13 protein-coding genes and 1 tRNA gene are annotated in these 17,522 nt (G+C 72.1%); 10 read left to right on the top strand and 4 right to left on the bottom strand.

What is annotated here, in order from left to right:
* Positions 1 to 211 precede the first annotated feature (211 nt).
* The 5 genes from C2142_RS17405 (at position 212) to C2142_RS17385 (ending at position 4,730) form a co-directional block, all read left to right on the top strand.
* The gene (locus C2142_RS17405) at positions 212 to 1,576 is read left to right on the top strand and encodes a transcriptional regulator (RefSeq protein ID WP_241002640.1); all 1,365 of its coding nucleotides are present in this window, start codon (positions 212 to 214) and stop codon (positions 1,574 to 1,576) included.
* Between the two features lie 182 nt (positions 1,577 to 1,758).
* A complete protein-coding gene (locus C2142_RS17400; RefSeq protein WP_148643489.1) occupies positions 1,759 to 2,343 on the top strand; it encodes a hypothetical protein in 585 nt (194 codons plus the stop codon).
* 87 nt (positions 2,344 to 2,430) lie between these two features.
* A complete protein-coding gene (locus C2142_RS17395; protein WP_148643488.1) occupies positions 2,431 to 3,192 on the top strand; it encodes a hypothetical protein in 762 nt (253 codons plus the stop codon).
* A 209-nt stretch (positions 3,193 to 3,401) separates the two neighbouring features.
* Positions 3,402 to 4,274, top strand: coding sequence for a hypothetical protein (locus C2142_RS17390; protein ID WP_148643487.1), 873 nt, complete (start codon positions 3,402 to 3,404; stop codon positions 4,272 to 4,274).
* Between the two features lie 383 nt (positions 4,275 to 4,657).
* A tRNA-Lys gene (locus C2142_RS17385) sits at positions 4,658 to 4,730 on the top strand.
* A gap of 225 nt (positions 4,731 to 4,955) precedes the next feature.
* On the opposite strand, the gene C2142_RS17380 is transcribed toward C2142_RS17385, so the two are convergent.
* Entirely contained in the window at positions 4,956 to 5,999 is a 1,044-nt protein-coding gene (locus C2142_RS17380) for an acyl-CoA desaturase (protein WP_241003216.1), read from the bottom strand.
* Positions 6,000 to 6,183: 184 nt separating this feature from the next.
* Here C2142_RS17380 and C2142_RS17375 point away from each other — a divergent pair, with 184 nt between their 5' ends.
* Positions 6,184 to 7,482 carry a sensor domain-containing protein gene (locus tag C2142_RS17375; protein ID WP_241002638.1) on the top strand — a complete coding sequence of 433 codons (1,299 nt, stop codon included), beginning with the start codon at positions 6,184 to 6,186 and terminating at the stop codon, positions 7,480 to 7,482.
* Positions 7,470 to 8,114, top strand: coding sequence for a response regulator transcription factor (locus tag C2142_RS17370; protein ID WP_148643485.1), 645 nt, complete (start codon positions 7,470 to 7,472; stop codon positions 8,112 to 8,114). Before C2142_RS17375 ends, C2142_RS17370 begins: the two co-directional genes overlap by 13 nt.
* Before the next feature lie 176 nt (positions 8,115 to 8,290).
* Here the strand turns inward: C2142_RS17370 and C2142_RS17365 are convergent, their stop codons facing one another.
* Together C2142_RS17365 and C2142_RS17360 are read right to left on the bottom strand one after the other, a co-directional pair.
* Positions 8,291 to 8,548 (bottom strand): hypothetical protein, encoded by a 258-nt coding sequence (locus tag C2142_RS17365; RefSeq protein ID WP_148643484.1) that lies wholly within the window; start codon positions 8,546 to 8,548, stop codon positions 8,291 to 8,293.
* A 283-nt stretch (positions 8,549 to 8,831) separates the two neighbouring features.
* On the bottom strand, positions 8,832 to 9,881 hold the full coding sequence (locus tag C2142_RS17360; protein WP_148643483.1) for an acyl-CoA desaturase: 1,050 nt from the start codon (positions 9,879 to 9,881) through the stop codon (positions 8,832 to 8,834).
* 165 nt (positions 9,882 to 10,046) lie between these two features.
* On the opposite strand from C2142_RS17360, the gene C2142_RS17355 reads away from it, so the two are divergent.
* On the top strand, positions 10,047 to 10,898 hold the full coding sequence (locus C2142_RS17355; RefSeq protein WP_148643482.1) for a mycofactocin-coupled SDR family oxidoreductase: 852 nt from the start codon (positions 10,047 to 10,049) through the stop codon (positions 10,896 to 10,898).
* Positions 10,899 to 12,080: 1,182 nt separating this feature from the next.
* Positions 12,081 to 14,933: a LuxR family transcriptional regulator gene (locus C2142_RS17350; RefSeq protein WP_162002493.1), complete on the top strand. Its 2,853-nt coding sequence runs from the start codon at positions 12,081 to 12,083 to the stop codon at positions 14,931 to 14,933.
* A 101-nt stretch (positions 14,934 to 15,034) separates the two neighbouring features.
* On the opposite strand, the gene C2142_RS17345 is transcribed toward C2142_RS17350, so the two are convergent.
* Positions 15,035 to 15,808, bottom strand: a complete 774-nt coding sequence (locus C2142_RS17345) for an alpha/beta fold hydrolase (protein ID WP_148643480.1) — start codon at positions 15,806 to 15,808, stop codon at positions 15,035 to 15,037.
* Positions 15,809 to 16,159: 351 nt separating this feature from the next.
* Between C2142_RS17345 and C2142_RS39945 the strand changes: the two genes are divergently transcribed.
* Positions 16,160 to 17,522, top strand: a 1,363-nt coding sequence (locus C2142_RS39945; protein WP_241002637.1) for a polyketide synthase, incomplete at its 3' end; no start/stop codon positions are given.

Raw genomic sequence — 17,522 nt, 5'->3', positions numbered from 1 at the left:
GTCACCCTCTCTGCTCCCGGCAGGCCCCCAACGAGCCAGCCCTGACGGCTCGTCCAGAAAAGCCCGCGGCTGAGGGTGCTCGGAAGTGCCGCCCTGTTGCTTCGCGTTGCCGACCTACGTGCTCCTGGCCGTGGTGTCGGCACGACCGCATACGGTTGCCCGGCACCGTCCACGCTCTGTCGCCCACCCACCTCCAAGGGGGCACACCTTCGTGACGAAGCTCCTCCCCACCCACGCCCACCCGCTGGCGTTCCTACGCGATCGCCTCGGACTCGGCGCGGAGCCCTACCTACGACGCGTAGCCGAGCGGCACGCCGCCCTCGGCTACGGCACGATGGCCACCCGCCGCGAGAAGGTCTCCCGCTGGGAGAACGGCACCGCCGTCCCCGAGCTGACGGCGCAGCTCGCCATGGCCGACCTCCACCGGGTTCCGCCCGAGGCCGTCCACACCCTCGGCTGGCCCGACTGGCTGCTCCTGACCCTCGATAACCGCACCGTCATAGACCTACCGTGGACCCAAGCGGGCATGTTGCATGCCCTGGCCGACACCGCCCGTGGAGGGCTGTTGATGGACCGACGCGGCTTCCTCATCGCTACCGGCGCCACCCTCACCGGCGCCGCCGACCACTGGTTCACCTCACTTGGACATCCCGCCCCCGCCGCCACCGAAGGCCGGCTGCAGGTCGACCACCAGATGGTCGACCGCATCGAGCAGCGCTTGGACGACCTGCGGCGCCTGGACGACACCCTCGGCAGCGGCGGCCTGCGCTCCCTGGCTGCTGAAGAACTGAGCTTCGCCGCCCGCCTGCTGGACGACGCCCGGTACACCGAGGACGTCGGCCGTCGGCTCCACAGCGCGGTTGCCGAAGCCTCGCGGATCAACGGCTGGCTGGCATTCGACGCCGGCCAGCACGCAGCCGCCCAACGCCACTACCTCACCGCGCTGCGCGCCGCAGCCGGCGCCGACGACCACGCCACCGGCGCCAACACACTCGCGTTCATGGCGATCCAGGTCTACTCCGTCGGCAGGCCGGCCGAGGCCGTAGACCTGGTGCAGACCGCTCAGCGCGCCGTCGCCCGCACAGCGACCCCCCGCGTGCAGGCGATGCTGCACGCCCGCCTCGCCCGCTCCTACGCGAAGACCGGCCGGCGGACCGACTGCGCCCATGCCCTGAGCGACGCCTACGAAGCCCTCGACCGCGGTCCGCGAGACGACGACCCGGCGTGGGCCTACTGGTTCAACCGCGGCGAGCTGGAGAACCTCGCCGGATCGTGCGCCCTCGACCTAGGCGATCCGAGCCGGGCCCTGCGCCACTTCGATGCCGCGCTGGCAGCCGCGTACGGCCAGTCCGGCTGCCAGCGCGACCACGCCCTCTTCCTGACCCGGGCCGCCGAAGCCCACCTCGTCCAGGACGACGTCGACCACGCCGTCGGCCGGGCCACCGAGGCCGTCGTCCTGCTCGGAGGCGTCGCCTCCGCCCGCTCCAGCGGCTCCCTGGACAGCCTCTGCGCGCAACTCGCCCGGCGCCGAGACTCCGCGACCGCGCGCGACTTCCTCAGCTCCTACGCCGGCTGATCCACCCGAAGGCGCGCAGCGGGATCCTCGACACCTCAACTATCTTGACTAGGGCGGTAGTTGATGTTCTCAGCGGCGTGCTTCGCTGGGGAGGCTGGGGGCAACAGCCGGGCACCACCCGGCAAGCCCCCAGCCCACAGCCGGCCCGCCCCAAGCGGCCCGGCCCCGAAGCAAAGGCCGCCATGTCCACCCCAACCACACCGGCGCCCGGACCCGCCACCCCCGGTGACCTCCAAACTGCCCGAGACAAGCACCGCCGCAGCGCCGCCGACGAGACCCTCGGCCCCTCCGCCCGCCGCCACCACGAGCACGCCGCCTGCGGCTACGACTGGGCACTACAGGCGGTCGACACCGACCCGGAGGCCGTGCACCGCCACATGGGCTACGCCGCAGCCCACGCCGAGCAGGCCCGCCACCACGTCGTCTCCAGCCGCCGATGGACCCTCGTCCTGCCCGGCCCCTTCTGCGAGTGGCTGACCCGCAGCGGACGACTCCCAGGCGACTACACCGGCGACGAGGCGGACGACCGGCTGCTGCTCGCCTACCGCGCCGGCATCACCCACCGCATCGGCCCCGAGGGCGGCTGGACCCGCACCATCCCCGCCTACGACACCCTCGCGATGTGGCGCCTGACCACCATCGCCACGCAGTTCCTCGACAGCTGCGCCTCCGGGGCCGGCCGCTCCTCCGCTGAGCTTCGCGCCGCGAAGGCCCTCGGCGACCGCCTGGCCGACCTGGCCCACCGCCAGCTCGCCGCCGCCAAGTGACCCGCGAGCCGGGCCGCCGCCGCGCGGCCCGGCCCCAACCCAGGACACCTCATGTCAACTCCGAAGATCGTGATTGCCCCACCGCCCATGCCTGCGCCCTTCCAGCGCGCGGAGCTCCAGGGCCCGTACGACGCCGCACTGACCGCCGTCGCCGACGCCCAGGCGGCACTGGCCGCCGCCGCGCTCGAAGTCCTCGCCGCCACCGCCAGGGCATTCCGCCCGGGAACAGCCAGCATCGAGTTCACCAAGGAATCCGGCGGCCCACGCATCCAGGCCCTGTGGCCCGAGGTCCGCACCGTCCTGGTCACCCCGCACCGGCGAGAGCTGTGGCGGCGTCGGGAAGGCGAACGCATATCGCTCCGCGACCACCTGCGAATCCGGGACATGGAAGGTCTCCTGCCCGATGCCCTGAACGTCAGCGGCCTCCCCGTAGTCCCGATGGGCGCCGACGCCCCAGCCCGCTACCTGCTCCGCCTGCCCGCCCCCGACGTAGCCGGCGCGCTTGCCGCACGCATCCGCAGCCAGCACCCCTCCGCCAGCGCCCTGCTCATCAGCCTCGATTCTGAGAACGGCACGGTGGACATCGCCGTCGAGCACATCGTCGGCCCTGACGGGACCTCAGCGGCCGCGATCCCCAGGGACCGGGAGTTCGCCCCATCGCCGCAAGAGGCCTGGTGGTGGCGCAGCCGCAACGAGACCATCTGGGCGCTCCGCCACCTGTGGAGGCACCCCCGGCACCGCGCCCGCCACTTCCGGCCGCAGGGCAGCGAGTCGCAGATGTGGAACAACGGCCTCCAGGCAGTCCTCCTGCCCGCCGTCCCCGCCCTGCCCGCCGGGAAGGTCGCCTGAACGACCTCTCACACCCGTGGGCCGCCCCGGGCCAAGCCGGCCCCGGTCGGGCCCGAGGCGGCCCCGGAGGGCTCTCGGCCGACACCTCATACCCCGAGCGCCCGCGGTGTCCATGCGGATGGCCTTGATCGCGAACTCGACAGACAGTCAACCGAGTTGAACGGAAAATCGCTCGACTCCGGACAGTGACAGCGCCTACTCTCCGTAGCATGGCGAAGAAGCGAGGGGTCGAGCCGACCCCTGAGGAGAACCTGGCCGCAGCCATCGTGAACGAGGTGCTCGGCACCCGCACGGTGGCGGTCGACGACCAGACCGGGCCTGGCATGATCGATGCTTGGCTCGCCCGTCCCGATGAGCCCGACCACGCACGCACGATCGGGCTGGAGATCAGCTCCACTACCGATGGCGAAAACCAGGCCATGTGGAAGTCGATCAACAGGCAGTACGACGAGACCGTGATCCCTGGACTCCTCGGTGCCTGGGCGGTCCGGTTCCGTTCGGGTGCGCGGATCGGCGGCCCGCCGGCCACGAAGCTCAAGGAGCTCCTCAAGAACTTGGAGCAGCGCGGGGAAACCCGGGCGAGCCTGGAGCCCTACGAGGACAAGACCCGGTGGGCCAACGGTTGGCCGGTGCCGGAGTACGCCGCCGAGCTGGACATGATGAACAGCATCGACGTCATCTCGGTTGCGCAGATCAGCACCGACCCGGCGCGGGCCGGTCGCATCTTCGCCTCCACCCTCAGCCACGGCGTAGCTTCGCCCACGGCCGAGCACATCGCCCCGTACGTCTCCGACTTCCTGGCGACGTCGGAGGGCCAGAACAAGGTCAAGAAGCTGGCGGCCGCGCCGGAAGCCCACCTGTTCATCTGGTCGGACACGTCCCACATGTCCGTCGGCCTGGCGCTCAGGAACCGGTTCAAGCCGGTCGGCGACCCGGAGGTCCCGGACCACATCGGCGACATCTGGGTGGCGTCCAGGTTTGAGCCGGCGGCGGTCTACCGCTGGAGCCGCGGTTCGGGGTGGGCGGTCCACGAGGTGCCGAAGGAACTGCATCAGGTGCCGGAGCCGGCCGCAGCCGAGTAGCGGATCTGGGCCGCCGGGTGGGCGACGTTCCGCCGCCTGCCCGGCGGAGCCGACCAGCAGTCACAGGCGACGCCAAGGGCGTGATCCGGTAGCTTGGTGGTCGGTTCCGCTGCGGGAGGAGGAAACTCCTTCCCTTGTGTTGGAAGATCCGAAGCCGTCGAGTTTCCGACAGCGCATCGGCCCTGGTCACGATCAGTGATCACAGTTGGCTGGCCCTCTGGCCGGCCCAACGCGGGGACGGTGCGGGGATAGAGCGGGGACAGTGCGGGGACGGATCCGCCTGACATCGGGGTAGACCTGAGTAGACTCCCCTGGACGAGGACCGAAGCAGTACCCCGCTTGACCTGCGGAAACCTGGACGAGGGTGGACGTGGGTGGAGCAGGGGGCGCTAGCTCAATTGGCAGAGCTGCGGACTTTTAATCCGTAGGTTCAGGGTTCGAGCCCCTGGCGGCCCACACTGGGATGAGGGGGCCACACCCCCTCGGTTCGTGACGCAGCACCCCGGCCGGGTTCTCCGGCCGGGGTGCTGTCGTGTTCGGGCACATGTCGTGTTCGGGCACGTCCGGCACGCCGGAAGGCCCGGCCGGGGGGATCCGGCCGGGCCTTCCGCGCTTCCCGCTCGGGCATCGGCGGGGGGCCCGGTGCGCGACCACGGGGGCGGGTCGCGCACCGGGAGTCTGTCAGCCGGCGGCGCGGATGGGCTCGCCGGTGCGGTGCAGGTGGGTGAGGATCTCGCGGTACGAGCGGACGATGCCGGTCTCGTAGTACGGGATGTCCTTCTCCTCGCAGAACTCCCTGGTGATCTGCGCTGCGCGGCCGAGCGCGGGGGTCGGCATGTTGGGGAAGAGGTGGTGCTCGATCTGGTAGTTGAGCCCGCCCATGAGGACGTCGATGAGCACGCCGCCCCGCACGTTTCGGGAGGTCAGCACCTGGCGGCGGAGGAAGTCGAGCTTCATCTCGGGCGTCACCATCAGCATGCCCTTGTGGTTGGGGGCGAAGACGCAGCCGAGGCAGACGCCGAGCAGTGCCTGGTGGACGCCGATGAAGGCGAGCGCCTTGCCGGCCGGAAGGGCGGCGAAGACGAGCCCGAAGTAGGCCGCGAAGTGGGCGACGAGCAGGGTGCCCTCGATGACGGGGCGCTTCATGGTCGGCTTGTTGAGGGCGCGGAAGCTGTTGTAGCTGAGGTTCATGCCCTCCAGCAGGAGCAGCGGGAAGAAGAGGTACGCCTGCCGCCGGCCGATGAACCGGGCGACCCCGCTCGCCTGGCTGGCCTGCCGCTTGGACCAGACCACGATGTCGGGGGCGACGTCCGGGTCGCGCTCCTCGTGGTTGGGGTTGGCGTGGTGGCGGGTGTGCTTGTTCATCCACCAGCCGTAGCTCATCCCCATCAGGAGGTTGGCGGCGATCCGGCCGCCGATCTCGCTGTGGAGGCGCTGGTTGAACACCTGGCGGTGGGCCAGGTCGTGCGAGACGAGACCGATCTGGGCGAACACGAGGGACATCGCGGCGGCGAGGAGCAGTTGCAGCCAGGTGTCGCCGAGGGCGAACAGGGCCCACCAGCCGCCGAAGAACGCGGTCAGGACGAGGCCGAAGCGCACGGTGTAGTAGACCGGGCGCCGGTCGAGCAGTCCCTCGGCGGCTATGCGGCGGCTCAGCTGGGCGAAATCGCTGCCGCCGGTTTCGGACCGGGGCGCGTTCCGCCGGAGGTCGGGGGCATCCGGCATCGTCGCGGACTCAGTGCTCATGACGACGAGTCTTGTCGGCGGGACGCCCGGGGAGAACCGGTGAAACCCCACTTCTCAAGGTGGAGAAAACTCCCCCTCCCCCCATCCGGAACGCCTCGGCTCAAGTACGCTGCGTAGCAGGAGACGTGCACCGACGAGACGGGGGCGGGGAGTCGATGTGCCCGTGAGCAGTGCCCGACGGTCGTGGCTGCGCTCCGAACTCGTTCCCTGGTTGTGCGCGGCCCTGGTCTCCGCACGGCGTGGCGTGGCGGTCGCCGTGCTCTCCCAGCTCGGGGCCGTCCCGATGCTCGCGCTCTCGGTGGTCTCGATCCTGGCGCTCCCGCTGGGCGTCGGTGTCCTCACCCTGCCGATAGCGCTGTTCGCCGTCCGGGGCGTGGCCGATCTGCACCGGCGGCTTCTCAGCTCCTGGTGGGGGGTGGACATACCCAGCCCCTACCGGCCGCAGGAGGGGGAGGACTTCGAACCGCTGGACGTGCCCAGCAGCGTGCGGTACTGCCGGCTGCTGCTGACCGACCTGTCGACCTGGCGGGACCTGCTCTGGCTCCTGATCGACGCCCCGGTCGGGCTGCTCTTCGGGCTGCTGCCGGGCTGGCTGATGATCTACGGGCTCCACGGGGTGGTGGCCACCCCGCTGTTCTGGCCGCTGATGGACCCCACCTACGGCTACGGGCTGATCTGGCCCGTGCACAGCACCACGACGGCGGTGCTCTCGTTCTTCCAGGGCCTGGGGATCATGTACCTCGGGTTCTGGTGCGCGGGACGCCTGCTGAGGGTGCACACCCGGATCACCCAGAAGCTGCTCTCCCCGACGGCCAAGGCCTACCTCTCCCGGCGGGTGGCGGAGCTGACCGAGACCCGGTCCGCGGCGGTGGACGCCCAGGCCGCCGAGCTGCGGCGGATCGAGCGCGACCTGCACGACGGTGCCCAGGCCCGGCTGGTCGCGATCGGGCTCAAGCTCGGGCTGGCGGAGCAGATGTTCCACAGGAACCCCGACACCGCGTACCGGCTGCTGGGCGACGCCCGCGAGGCCAGTGCCCAGGCCCTGGCCGACCTGCGCAACCTCGTCCGCGGCATCCACCCGCCCGTGCTGGCCGAGCGCGGCCTCGACGGCGCCGTCCGGGCGCTCGCCCTCGACCTGCCCATTCCCGTCCGGGTCGACATCGACCTCCCCGCGCGGCCGGAGCCGCCGGTCGAGTCGGCCGGCTACTTCGCGCTCGCCGAGGCGCTCGCCAACGTGGCGAAGCACAGTGCGGCCACCTCGGCGTGGGTGCGGCTCGGCTACGTCGACGGCCGGCTGCGGCTGGTCGTCGGCGACGACGGGGGCGGGGGCGCGACCGTCCGCGAGGGCGGGGGGCTGCACGGCCTGCGCCGGCGTCTCGCCCCCTTCGACGGGACGCTCGACCTGGAGAGCCCGGCGGGGGGCCCCACCACAGTGACGATGGAGTTGCCATGCGTGTTGTGATCGCGGAGGACCTGGCGCTGCTGCGGGAGGGGATCACCCAACTGCTCACCCTCAACGACTTCGAGGTGGTCGCGGCCGTGGACAACGGCCCCGGCCTGTTGCAGGCCCTGCTGGAGCACCGTCCCGACGTGGCGGTGGTCGACGTGCGGCTGCCGCCGACCTTCACGGACGAGGGCCTGCAGGCGGTGGCCGAGGCCCGCCGGGAGCTGCCCGGGCTGCCGGTGCTGGTCCTGTCGCAGCACGTGGAGCACCTCTACGCCAAGGAGCTGCTCACCGACCACCGGGGCGGCATCGGGTACCTGCTCAAGGACCGGGTCTTCGAGGTGAGCGAGTTCGTCGACGCGGTGCGGCGGGTGGCCGCGGGCGGGACGGCGATGGACACCTCGGTCATCTCCCAGCTGCTGGAGCGGAGCTCGGCGAAGGGGTCGATGCAGTCCCTCACCACGCGAGAGCGGGAGGTGCTGGCGCTGATGGCGGAGGGGCGCAGCAACGCCGCGGTGGCGCGTCAGCTCTGCATCACGGAGAAGTCCGTGAGCAAGCACACCAACAACATCTTCGGGAAGCTGGGGCTGGCGCAGTCGGGCGACGACAACCGGCGGGTGCTGGCGGTGCTCGCCCACCTCAACCTCTGAGACCTCCGGGAGTGGCCCAGGGAGTGGCCCAGGGAGAGGACTTCGGGGGACGAGTCACGGGAGGGGGCTCCGGGAGGGCCGGCGGCGGACAGGGCAGCCCACGGCCCCCGCAGCCCGGGCCTCACGGGGGGAAGGCCGGGGCCGCGGAGGCCGTGGGGGTTCAGGGGGCCGGCGGTTCAGTGGTGCCGGCGGGTGGCTGCGGAGCGGGGCTTGCGCAGCGCGGGCTGGTCGGCGGGAGCCGGGAGACGGGCGCGGAGCCGGTGTCCGGCGTCACCGCCGCCGGGGGCGGGCGGATCGGCGGCGAAGTCCTGGAGGCGGGTGCGGTGGGCGGCGCGGGCGAGGCCCTCCTGGAGGGCGTCGGCGAATCCGGAACCGATGAGGGCGTCCCAGACGAACGCGTCCTCGGGCAGGGCCGGGGGGTGTGGTGACGTCATGACGGCCTCCTGACCGATGGCCCATCGCTGGGAACGTCGTTGTGGTGCTCTCCGTGTTCGTTGCCGTGCTGCGGCCGCGGCGGCGATGCGCCGGCGGCTTCGTGCTTCGGGAAGTCGTGCGGGGGCCGGGGGAGGGGGTCGGTCGGGGGTGTCCAGGTGGCGTGCGGGGGGAGCGGGGGGAGCCGGGGGGAGCGGGGCGGGTTGTTACCGGCCCGGTGCCTCCGTTCATACGGGGGATGATGAGCGGAGGGCACCGGGCCGGAGTCTCTGGGCGTCGCCCCGGTCAGAACTCCAGCCGGATGGGCTCGCCGATGGCGCGCATGTGGCGCAGCGCCTCGCGGTGGGACGCGATGAGCCCGGTCTGGTGGTAGGAGACTCCGAGTTCGGCGCAGAACTGCTCGGTGATGAGCTGCGCCTTGCGGAGGGCGGGGGTCGGCATGCTGGGGAAGAGGTGGTGCTCGATCTGGTAGTTGAGCCCGCCCATGAGGGCGTCGATGAACGCGCCGCCCTTCACGTTGCGGGAGGTCAGCACCTGGCGGCGGAGGAAGTCGAGCTGGTCCTCACTGGTGACCATCGTCATGCCCTTGTGGTTGGGGGCGAAGACACTGCCGAGGTAGAGGCCGAACAGCGCCTGGTGGACGACGATGAAGGCGACGGCGAGGCCCGGCGGCAGGAGCAGGAAGAGCCCGCCCAGGTAGAGCACGAAGTGGGCGACGAGCAGGGTGCCCTCGACGACGGGGCGCTTCATGGTCGGCTTGTTGAGGGCCCGGAAGCTGTTGTAGCTGAGGTTGGGGCCTTCCAGCATGAGCAGCGGGAAGAACAACCGCGACTGGTGCTTTCCGACGAACCTGGGGAGCCCCTTGGCGGCGCTGGCCTGGCGCTTCGACCAGACCAGGATGTCGGGCGAGACGTCCGGGTCCTTCTCCTCGTGGTTGGGGTTGGCGTGGTGGCGGTTGTGCTTGTTCATCCACCAGCCGTAGCTCATGCCCAGCAGGAGGTCGGCGACGAAGATGCCCCAGCCCTCGCTCGCCCGGCGGGAGCTGAAGACCTGCTTGTGTGCCAGGTCGTGGGCCACCAGGGCGATCTGGCCGAAGACCACGGACATGGCCGCGGCGACCAGCAGCTGCGCCCAGGAGTCGCCGAGGGCGACCACCGCGGCGACGCCGCCCACGAGGGAGAGGCCCACCAGCGTGAACCGCACCGTGTAGTAGAGCGGTCGCCGGTCCAGCAGGCCGGCCTCCGAGATCCGGCGGGACAGGGCGGCGAAATCGCTGCCCGTCTCCCGGGTGTCCGGCACGGGCGACGCTGGCGTGACCAGGGCTTCGAACGTCATGAACGCCAGTCTGCTCATCCGGCGGAGCTGCCGTAATCCCGTTAACGCCCCTATTCGGGGTAGGGAGGACCCCACTGTCGGCGCCGCCCGCGAATAGGGGTTGGGGGGCCGGGGGGCCCTGCCTAGGCTCGCGGAACGGGGGGATCGCGAAGCGGAGGAGTCGGCGTGAGTCGCTTGCAGGACAAGGTGGTTGCCATCACGGGGGCGGCCCGGGGGCAGGGTCGGAGTCACGCGGTGCGCTGCGCCGAGGAGGGCGCCGACGTGATCGCCGTCGACCTCTGCGCGGACGTGGCGGCCACCGGCTATCCGGGTGCGACGCCGGAGGACCTGGCGGAGACGGTCCGGCTGGTGGAGAAGGCGGGCCGCCGGGCCTTCGCCCGGCGGGCCGACGTGCGTGACGGTGCCGCGGTCCGGGCGGCGTTCGCCGACGGTGTGGCGGAGCTCGGCCGGTTGGACGCCGTGGTCGCCAACGCGGGCATCATCGCGATCGGCGCCGACCGCGGGGTGGACGCCTTCACGGAGAGCGTGGACATCGACCTGTCGGGGGCGCTCAACACGGTGCACGCGGCGCTGCCGCACCTCGGCGCGGGCGGCTCGGTGGTCGTGATCGGCTCGGTGGCGGGGCTGCTGCCCGGGCAGGGCGAGAACCCGGGCGGCCCGGGGATGGCGGGCTACATGTTCGCCAAGCGCTGTCTGGTGGACTACGTGAACACGCTCGCCGTGCAGCTCGGCCCGTCGGGCCGCCGGATCAACGCGGTGCACTCGTCCCTGGTGTCCACGCCGATGATCCTGAACGAGCGGATGCACCAGGTGTTCCGCCCGGACCTCGACGCGCCGGGCCCGGAGGACGCCGTCCCGGTGTACGAGAGCCTGACCGCGCTGCCGGTCGGCTGCGTGGAGCCGTCCGACGTCTCGCACGCGGTCGTCTACCTGCTCTCCGACGAGTCCCGTTACGTCACCGGGCTCCAGCTCAAGGTCGACGGCGGACAGATCGTGAAGGCGGGCGTGGGCGCCTGACAGCGGCCGGCACGGCCGGTGCGTCCGGCGCGGGTGGCACGGCCCCGTCCCCCCGTGGCCGTGCCGGGGCCCGACCCCGGGCCGGACGCGGGACGGGGTGCCCGGCGGCGGCGGGCGGACCGCGCCTTCTGTCGGCAGGAGGAGTCTGTCGGCACGAGGATTCCGTTGCGGGAGCGAGGGGACGAGGGAGCGAGGGGCGGACGGGAAGGCCGTCGGTGAGGACGGCCGGTCGACGGGGGCAACGGGCTCGCGGGCGGCGGGGTTCCCGGCCGGCCCGGTGTTGCGGAAGCGGAGTCGGCAATGGCCGAATCGCTGACGGTGAGTAGTCCGGAATCCGCCGTACCGGCAGGCCCGTCCGCTGGCGGCGGCGGGCCGGAACGGGTGGCGCCGGGCGGGCGGTGCGGCGGCGCCGGCCCGCTTCGGTACCCCTGGGGTCCCCTGGGGCCGTCGGTCCGTTCCCGTCGCGGGGTGCGGCGCCCGGGGGCGTTCGCGGCTCGGGGCATCCGGTGGCCAATCCGGACATATTGCCGGACGCCGGGCCGAGACCCTCGGCGGTTCCGGTCCGGCACGACTTGCCAGGGCGTCGCGGCGGGAGGCAATCTGATGGCGACGCAGCGCAGTTGCCGGTTTCCGGTGACTGTCCAGCCCCGGATGCCCGTCCCTGGTTCCGGCGCGCGGGCGTCGGCCCCGTCATTCCTCCTGCCGCCCGGTTCCGGGCGGCCCGGGTGGTGGCGGGCGGGGGAAGGGGACCACCGGCGCACTCGCACCGGTGGCGTCGGAAGTGTCGGAAGAACAGAAGAGCAGAGCGACGTCCGGCGTGCCGGACGCGATAGTGACCCGGACCAAGGCGTCGGCGGAGCGCCGCGGTACCGGCCGGCCCAGCACCGGGCCCGTGGGGGGAAGCGGCCAATGGGGGTCGGCTGTCCTTCGGCGGGCCGAACCGATCCCTTGTCGGGTACGCGTTATGGTCTAGGCCGGTTTGTGATGCGGGTCACGGCATCCCCTCGCTGATCGGTGTAGAAACAATCACTGAGCGTGGTGGGGGAGTGGGTTTCAGGTGACGCCTGCCCGGGAGCGGCCCGGTGGGGCGGTGACCGGGTGGGTTTGGCGGGCGCGTTGCGCGATGCCGTGCTCCTGGCCGTAAACCTGCGGGGAATGCTTGATTCGCTTAGGGGGAAAGCAATGTTTCTGGCCGATCGCTTAAAAGCCCTGGACACCCTGGACACCCTTCTTGCCGAATGCGCCGAGGGGAACGGGACGGTGGCGTTGGTCAGCGGGGCGCTCGGCAGCGGGAAGACCGAGCTGCTGAACGTTTTCGCGGACCGGGCCGCCGGCCGCGGCGCCCTGGTTCTGCGGGCGACCGGTGCCAAGGCGGAACAGGCCCTCCCGATGGGCGCGATAAGCCAGCTCCTCCAGGACCCGTCGCTGCCCGACGAGGTGGCCGACCGGGCGGCCGACCTGCTCCAGCTGGCGGGCAGGCCCACCGGTGCCGACGACCAGGCGGACGACCTGAACCGCCGGCCGGTCCCGGGGACGCGCGAGTTGTGCGCGCTGATCCTGGAGCTGGCCGCCGACCGTCCGGTGGTCATCGGCATCGACGACGTCCACTTCGTCGACGCCGCCTCCCTCCAGGTCGTGCTCTACCTCCGGCGCCGCATCCACTCCGCCCGCGTCCTGCTGGTGCTGAACGAGTGGTCGCGACCCAGGCCCACCCGTCCGTTCTTCCACGCCGAGACGACCAGGCAGTCGCACCACCGCATCCGCCTCGACCCGCTCTCCCGGGACGGCGTCCGCGAACTCGCCACCCACTGGCTGGGCCGGGAGAGCGCGGACCGGGTCGCCGGCTGGGTCTACGGGCTGAGCGGCGGCAACCCGATGCTGGCCGGTGCGCTGGTCGAGGAGTGCCGCGAGCGCCAGGACGAGCTGGAGGACGACGGCTTCCGGGACGGCCCGCCCGGCTTCGGCTTCGACCAGGCCGTCCGCGCCATCCTGCACCGCTGGGAGCCCGCGCTCCTCGAAGTGGCCCAGGGCCAGGCGGTGCTGGGCGCCCACGCGTCGCCGGCGCTGATCGCCCGGCTGCTCGGGGTGATGCCGGAGCGCGCCGCCGAGATGCTGGACATCCTCGGCAGCGCGGGACTGCTCGGCCCTTCGGGTTTCCCCGCCCCGGTGGCCGCGGCCGTGCTCGGCAGCCTGGAGGCGGAGGACCGCTCCCAGCTCCACGCGCTCTGCGCCGAACTGCTCCACAAGCTGGGCTCCACCACGGCGGAGATCGCCCGGCACCTGCTCGCCGCCGACCGCGCCTCCGGCCGCTGGGCGATGGAGGTCCTGCGGGACGCCGCCGCCCAGGCCCTCGCCGGCAACGACGCCGAACACGCCACGGCCTGCCTCGAACTCGCCCTGGAGGCCTGCGTCAACGACGACGAGCGGCTCGCCATCACGGCGATGCTCGCCCGGGCCGCCTGGCGGATCAACCCGGCGACGATCCTCCCGCACCTCGACACGCTGCGCAGCGCGGTGCGGGCCGGCTTCCTTACCGGGCGCGACGCCGTCAACGTGATCCGGTACCTGCTCTGGCAGGGCGACATCGAGGGCGCGGGCGAGGTGTTCCAGACCCTCAACGCCGTCGGCGACCTGGACGACGCCCAGCTCGCCGCCGAGCTCAGCCTCATCTTCATGGCGATGTGCGGCCCCTCGCAGGGCAGTCCGATGGAGGAGCGGAGCGAGGTCACCGGCGGCCCCGAGGTCGGCGGCTCCTTCGGCAACCCCTGGTCGCGCGCCACCTCGACCCTCACCGACGTGCTCCAGCGGGAGTCGTCCGACGCGGCCGTCGTCAGCGCCGAGTACATCCTGCAGAGCTGCCTGCTCAGCGACAGCACCCTGGAGATCATCGCCTTCGCGCTGCTCGCGCTGCAGTTCGCCGGGCGCCCCGACCTCGCCACCGTCTGGTGCGACGGGCTGATCGACGAGGCGGTGCGCCGTCGGGCCAACACCTGGCAGGCCGTGCTCGGCAGCGTCCGGGCCGAGATCGCCTTCCGGCAGGGGGACCTGGCGATCGCCGAGGCGAAGGCCGAGGCGGCGTTCGGCCGGCTCCAGCCCAAGGGCTGGGGCGTCCTCATCGGGCTGCCGGTCTCCACGTTGGTCATGGTCAACACGGCGCTGAACCGCCACGAGAAGGCGGCGGAGCTGCTCAACCAGCTCGTCCCCGACGCCATGTTCGACACCGCCTTCGGGATGCTCTACCTCAGGGCCCGCGGCCACCACCACCTCGCGGTCGACCGGGCGCTCGCCGCGCTCAGCGACTTCCAGACCTGCGGGGAGAAGATGCAGCAGTGGAAGGCCGACGTGCCGTCGCTGCTGCCCTGGCGCAGCGACCTCGCCGAGGCCTACCTGCGACTGGCCCGCCCGGAGGTGGCCCGTGAACTGATCGAGCGCCAGCTCGAACTGCCCGATGCCCAGGGGGCGGCGATCCGCGGCACCTCGCTGCGGGTCAAGGCCGCCGCCGAGGACATCAGCCAGCGGCCGAGGCTCCTGAAGAAGGCGGTCGAGCTGCTCCAGAGCTCCGGCAACCGGCTCGAACTGGTCCGGGCGCTCGCCGACCTGAGCTCCGCCTACCACCGCCTCGGCGACTTCGGCCGGGCCCGGGCCACCGGGCGGCGCGCCGTCCAGGAGGCCAAGCTCTGTCACGTCGACGCCGTGCCGCCGCAGCTCCTCGGGGACCTGCCGGGCGAGAACTTCGCGGCGGAGAAGGAGGAGCCGGAGGGCGTCAAGGACACGGGGTCCACCGCGCTGAGCGACGCCGAGCGCCGGGTCGCCACGCTGGCCGCCGTCGGCCACAGCAACCGGGAGATCGCCCGCAAGCTCTACATCACCGTGAGCACGGTCGAGCAGCACCTCACCAGGATCTACCGCAAGCTCCAGGTGAGCCGGCGGGACGAACTCCTGGAGGGCCTCCAGCTGCGGCGGGAGCCGGACGAGCTGCTCGACGGCCGGGACGGGGCCCTGGGGCCGAACGGTCTGGCGGAGCGGGAGGCGTGAGGGGGAGGGCCGTGCCGGTGGCCGCCTGACGGTGGCGGCCCCGGCACGGAGTGCGGTGCCCGTCCCGGCGCGGGGGAAGCGGCCGGGAGGGCGGGCCGCCGTCAGGCGCCGGCCGTGCTGCGCACGTGGGCGCGGGCACGATCGGCGAGGATGCGGTTGACCTCGGCGGCGTGCGGGGCGAGGAAGAAGTGGCCGCCGTCGAAGACGGTCAGCTCGAAGGGCCCGGTGGTGTGGTCGGCCCAGGAGCGGGTCTCGTCCACGGTGACCTTCGGGTCCTTGTCCCCGACCAGGGCGTGGACCGGGCAGCTCAGGTCGGAGCCCGGGCGGTACTTGTAGGTCTCCGCGGCCCGGTAGTCGCTGCGGATCGCCGGGAGGATCATCCGGAGCAGCTCCTCGTCCCCGAGCACTCCCGGCTCCGTGCCGCTGAGCTCCTTCAACTCCCGTACCAGGCCCTCGTCGTCACGCTGGTGCACGTACTCGTCGCGGTGCCGGGACGGCGCGCGGCGGCCGGAGGCGACCAGGGCGACGGGGGTGATCCCCTCCCGCTCCAGCCGGCGGCCGACCTCGAAGGCCAGCGAGGCACCCATGCTGTGCCCGAAGAGGACCAGCGGCAGGTCCGTCCACGGGCGGAGCTCCTCCACCAGGACGTCGGCCAGGTCGTGCAGGTCGCCGATGCCCGCCTCGTGGCGCCGGTCCTGGCGGCCCGGGTACTGCAGGGTGATCACGTCGACGGCCGGCGCCAGTGCCTGTGACAGCGGGAAATAGAACGAGGCCGAACCGCCTGCGTGCGGAAAACAGGCCAGCCGAACGGGGGCGTCGGCCGACGGGTGGAACCTGCGAATCCACGGACTGGCCACTCCCGCTGCCTCTCCCATGATTCCTGCGTCCTTTCCTGGGGTCGGGTGTTCCCGAGAAGCCGAGCGGTGAATTACGCTGCGGCTGGCGGTCCCGGTGACCGTCTTCCGTTGCAGGCTATTGGTGCCACCCGTGCGCGGCAAGGGACTTGGGAATCCACAGTGGTCGGCCCGGTTCGCGCGGCCCCGGAAGTCCCCCGCCATAGGGGCGGGTAGGGGCGGGTTAGGGGTGGGCGGGCCAGGGGCCGCCTGCGTAGCGTACGAATATATGCGCCGCTGGGTGTTATTCGTCATGTCCCGATTCCGGCGCCGCAAGCCGAATCGACATTTCCAGCACGCGAATTCCTGGCCGGACCAGTGAGGAGACGTTGGGTGGACAACGAGGAGAAGCTTCTCGACTACCTCAAGCGAGCGACAGCCGATCTTCGTGAAGCTCGACGGCGCCTGCGCGAGAACGAGCGCCGGGAGAATGAGCCGATTGCGATCGTCGGGATGAGCTGCCGCTTCCCGGGGGACGTCCGTTCGCCCGACGACCTCTGGCGGCTGGTCGACGCGGGCGGGGACGGCGTCACCGGCTTCCCGTCCGACCGCGGGTGGGACACCCAGGGCATCTACGACCCCGAGCCCGGCAAGCCCGGCCACACCTACGCGAAGACCGGCGGCTTCCTGCACGACGCGGCCGACTTCGACGCCGAGTTCTTCAGCATGGGCCCGCGCGAGGCACTGGCCACCGACCCGCAGCAGCGACTGCTGCTGGAGGTCTCCTGGGAGGCGATCGAGCGGGCCGGCATCGACCCGTCCTCGCTCAAGGGCAGCCAGACCGGCGTCTTCGCCGGCGTGATGTACCACGACTACGCCTCGCGCCTCAGCACCATCCCCGACGAGCTCCAGGGCTACATCGGCAACGGCAACACCGGCAGTGTCGTCTCCGGCCGGGTCGCCTACAGCCTGGGCCTGGAGGGCCCCGCGGTCTCCGTCGACACCGCGTGCTCGTCCTCGCTGGTCGCGCTGCACTGGGCGATCCAGGCGCTGCGCAAGGGCGAGTGCACGATGGCCCTCGCGGGCGGCGTCACCGTGATGCCCACGCCCGAGACCTTCGTGGAGTTCAGCCAGCAGCGCGGGCTGGCCCCGGACGGCCGGATCAAGGCGTTCGCGGAGGCCGCGGACGGCACCGGCTGGGGCGAGGGCGTCGGCATGCTGCTCGTCGAGCGGCTGTCGGACGCGCGCCGGCTCGGGCACGAGGTCCTCGCGGTGGTGCGGGGCTCGGCGGTGAACCAGGACGGTGCGAGCAACGGCCTGACCGCCCCCAACGGCCCGTCGCAGCAGCGGGTGATCCGGGCGGCGCTGGCCAACGCGGGCCTGTCCACGGCGGACGTGGACGCCGTCGAGGCGCACGGCACGGGCACCACGCTGGGCGACCCGATCGAGGCGCAGGCGCTGCTCGCGACGTACGGTCAGGACCGTCCCGAAGGCAGCCCGCTCTGGCTGGGCTCGGTGAAGTCGAACCTGGGCCACACCCAGGCCGCGGCCGGTGTCGCCGGGATCATCAAGATGGTCGAGGCGATGCGCCACGGCGTGCTGCCGAAGACCCTGCACGTGGACGCGCCGTCCTCGCACGTGGACTGGACGGCGGGCGACGTCGAGCTGCTCGCCGAGGCCCGGCCGTGGGAGAAGGCGGACGGTGTGCTCCGCCGGGCCGGCGTCTCCTCGTTCGGGATCTCCGGCACCAACGCCC

The sequence above is a fragment of the Streptomyces sp. CB01881 genome, assembly GCF_002953255.1.
Lineage (GTDB): Bacteria > Actinomycetota > Actinomycetes > Streptomycetales > Streptomycetaceae > Kitasatospora.
Note: the sequence above shows the minus strand (reverse complement) of the source record. Positions and strands in the feature narration are given on the sequence as shown.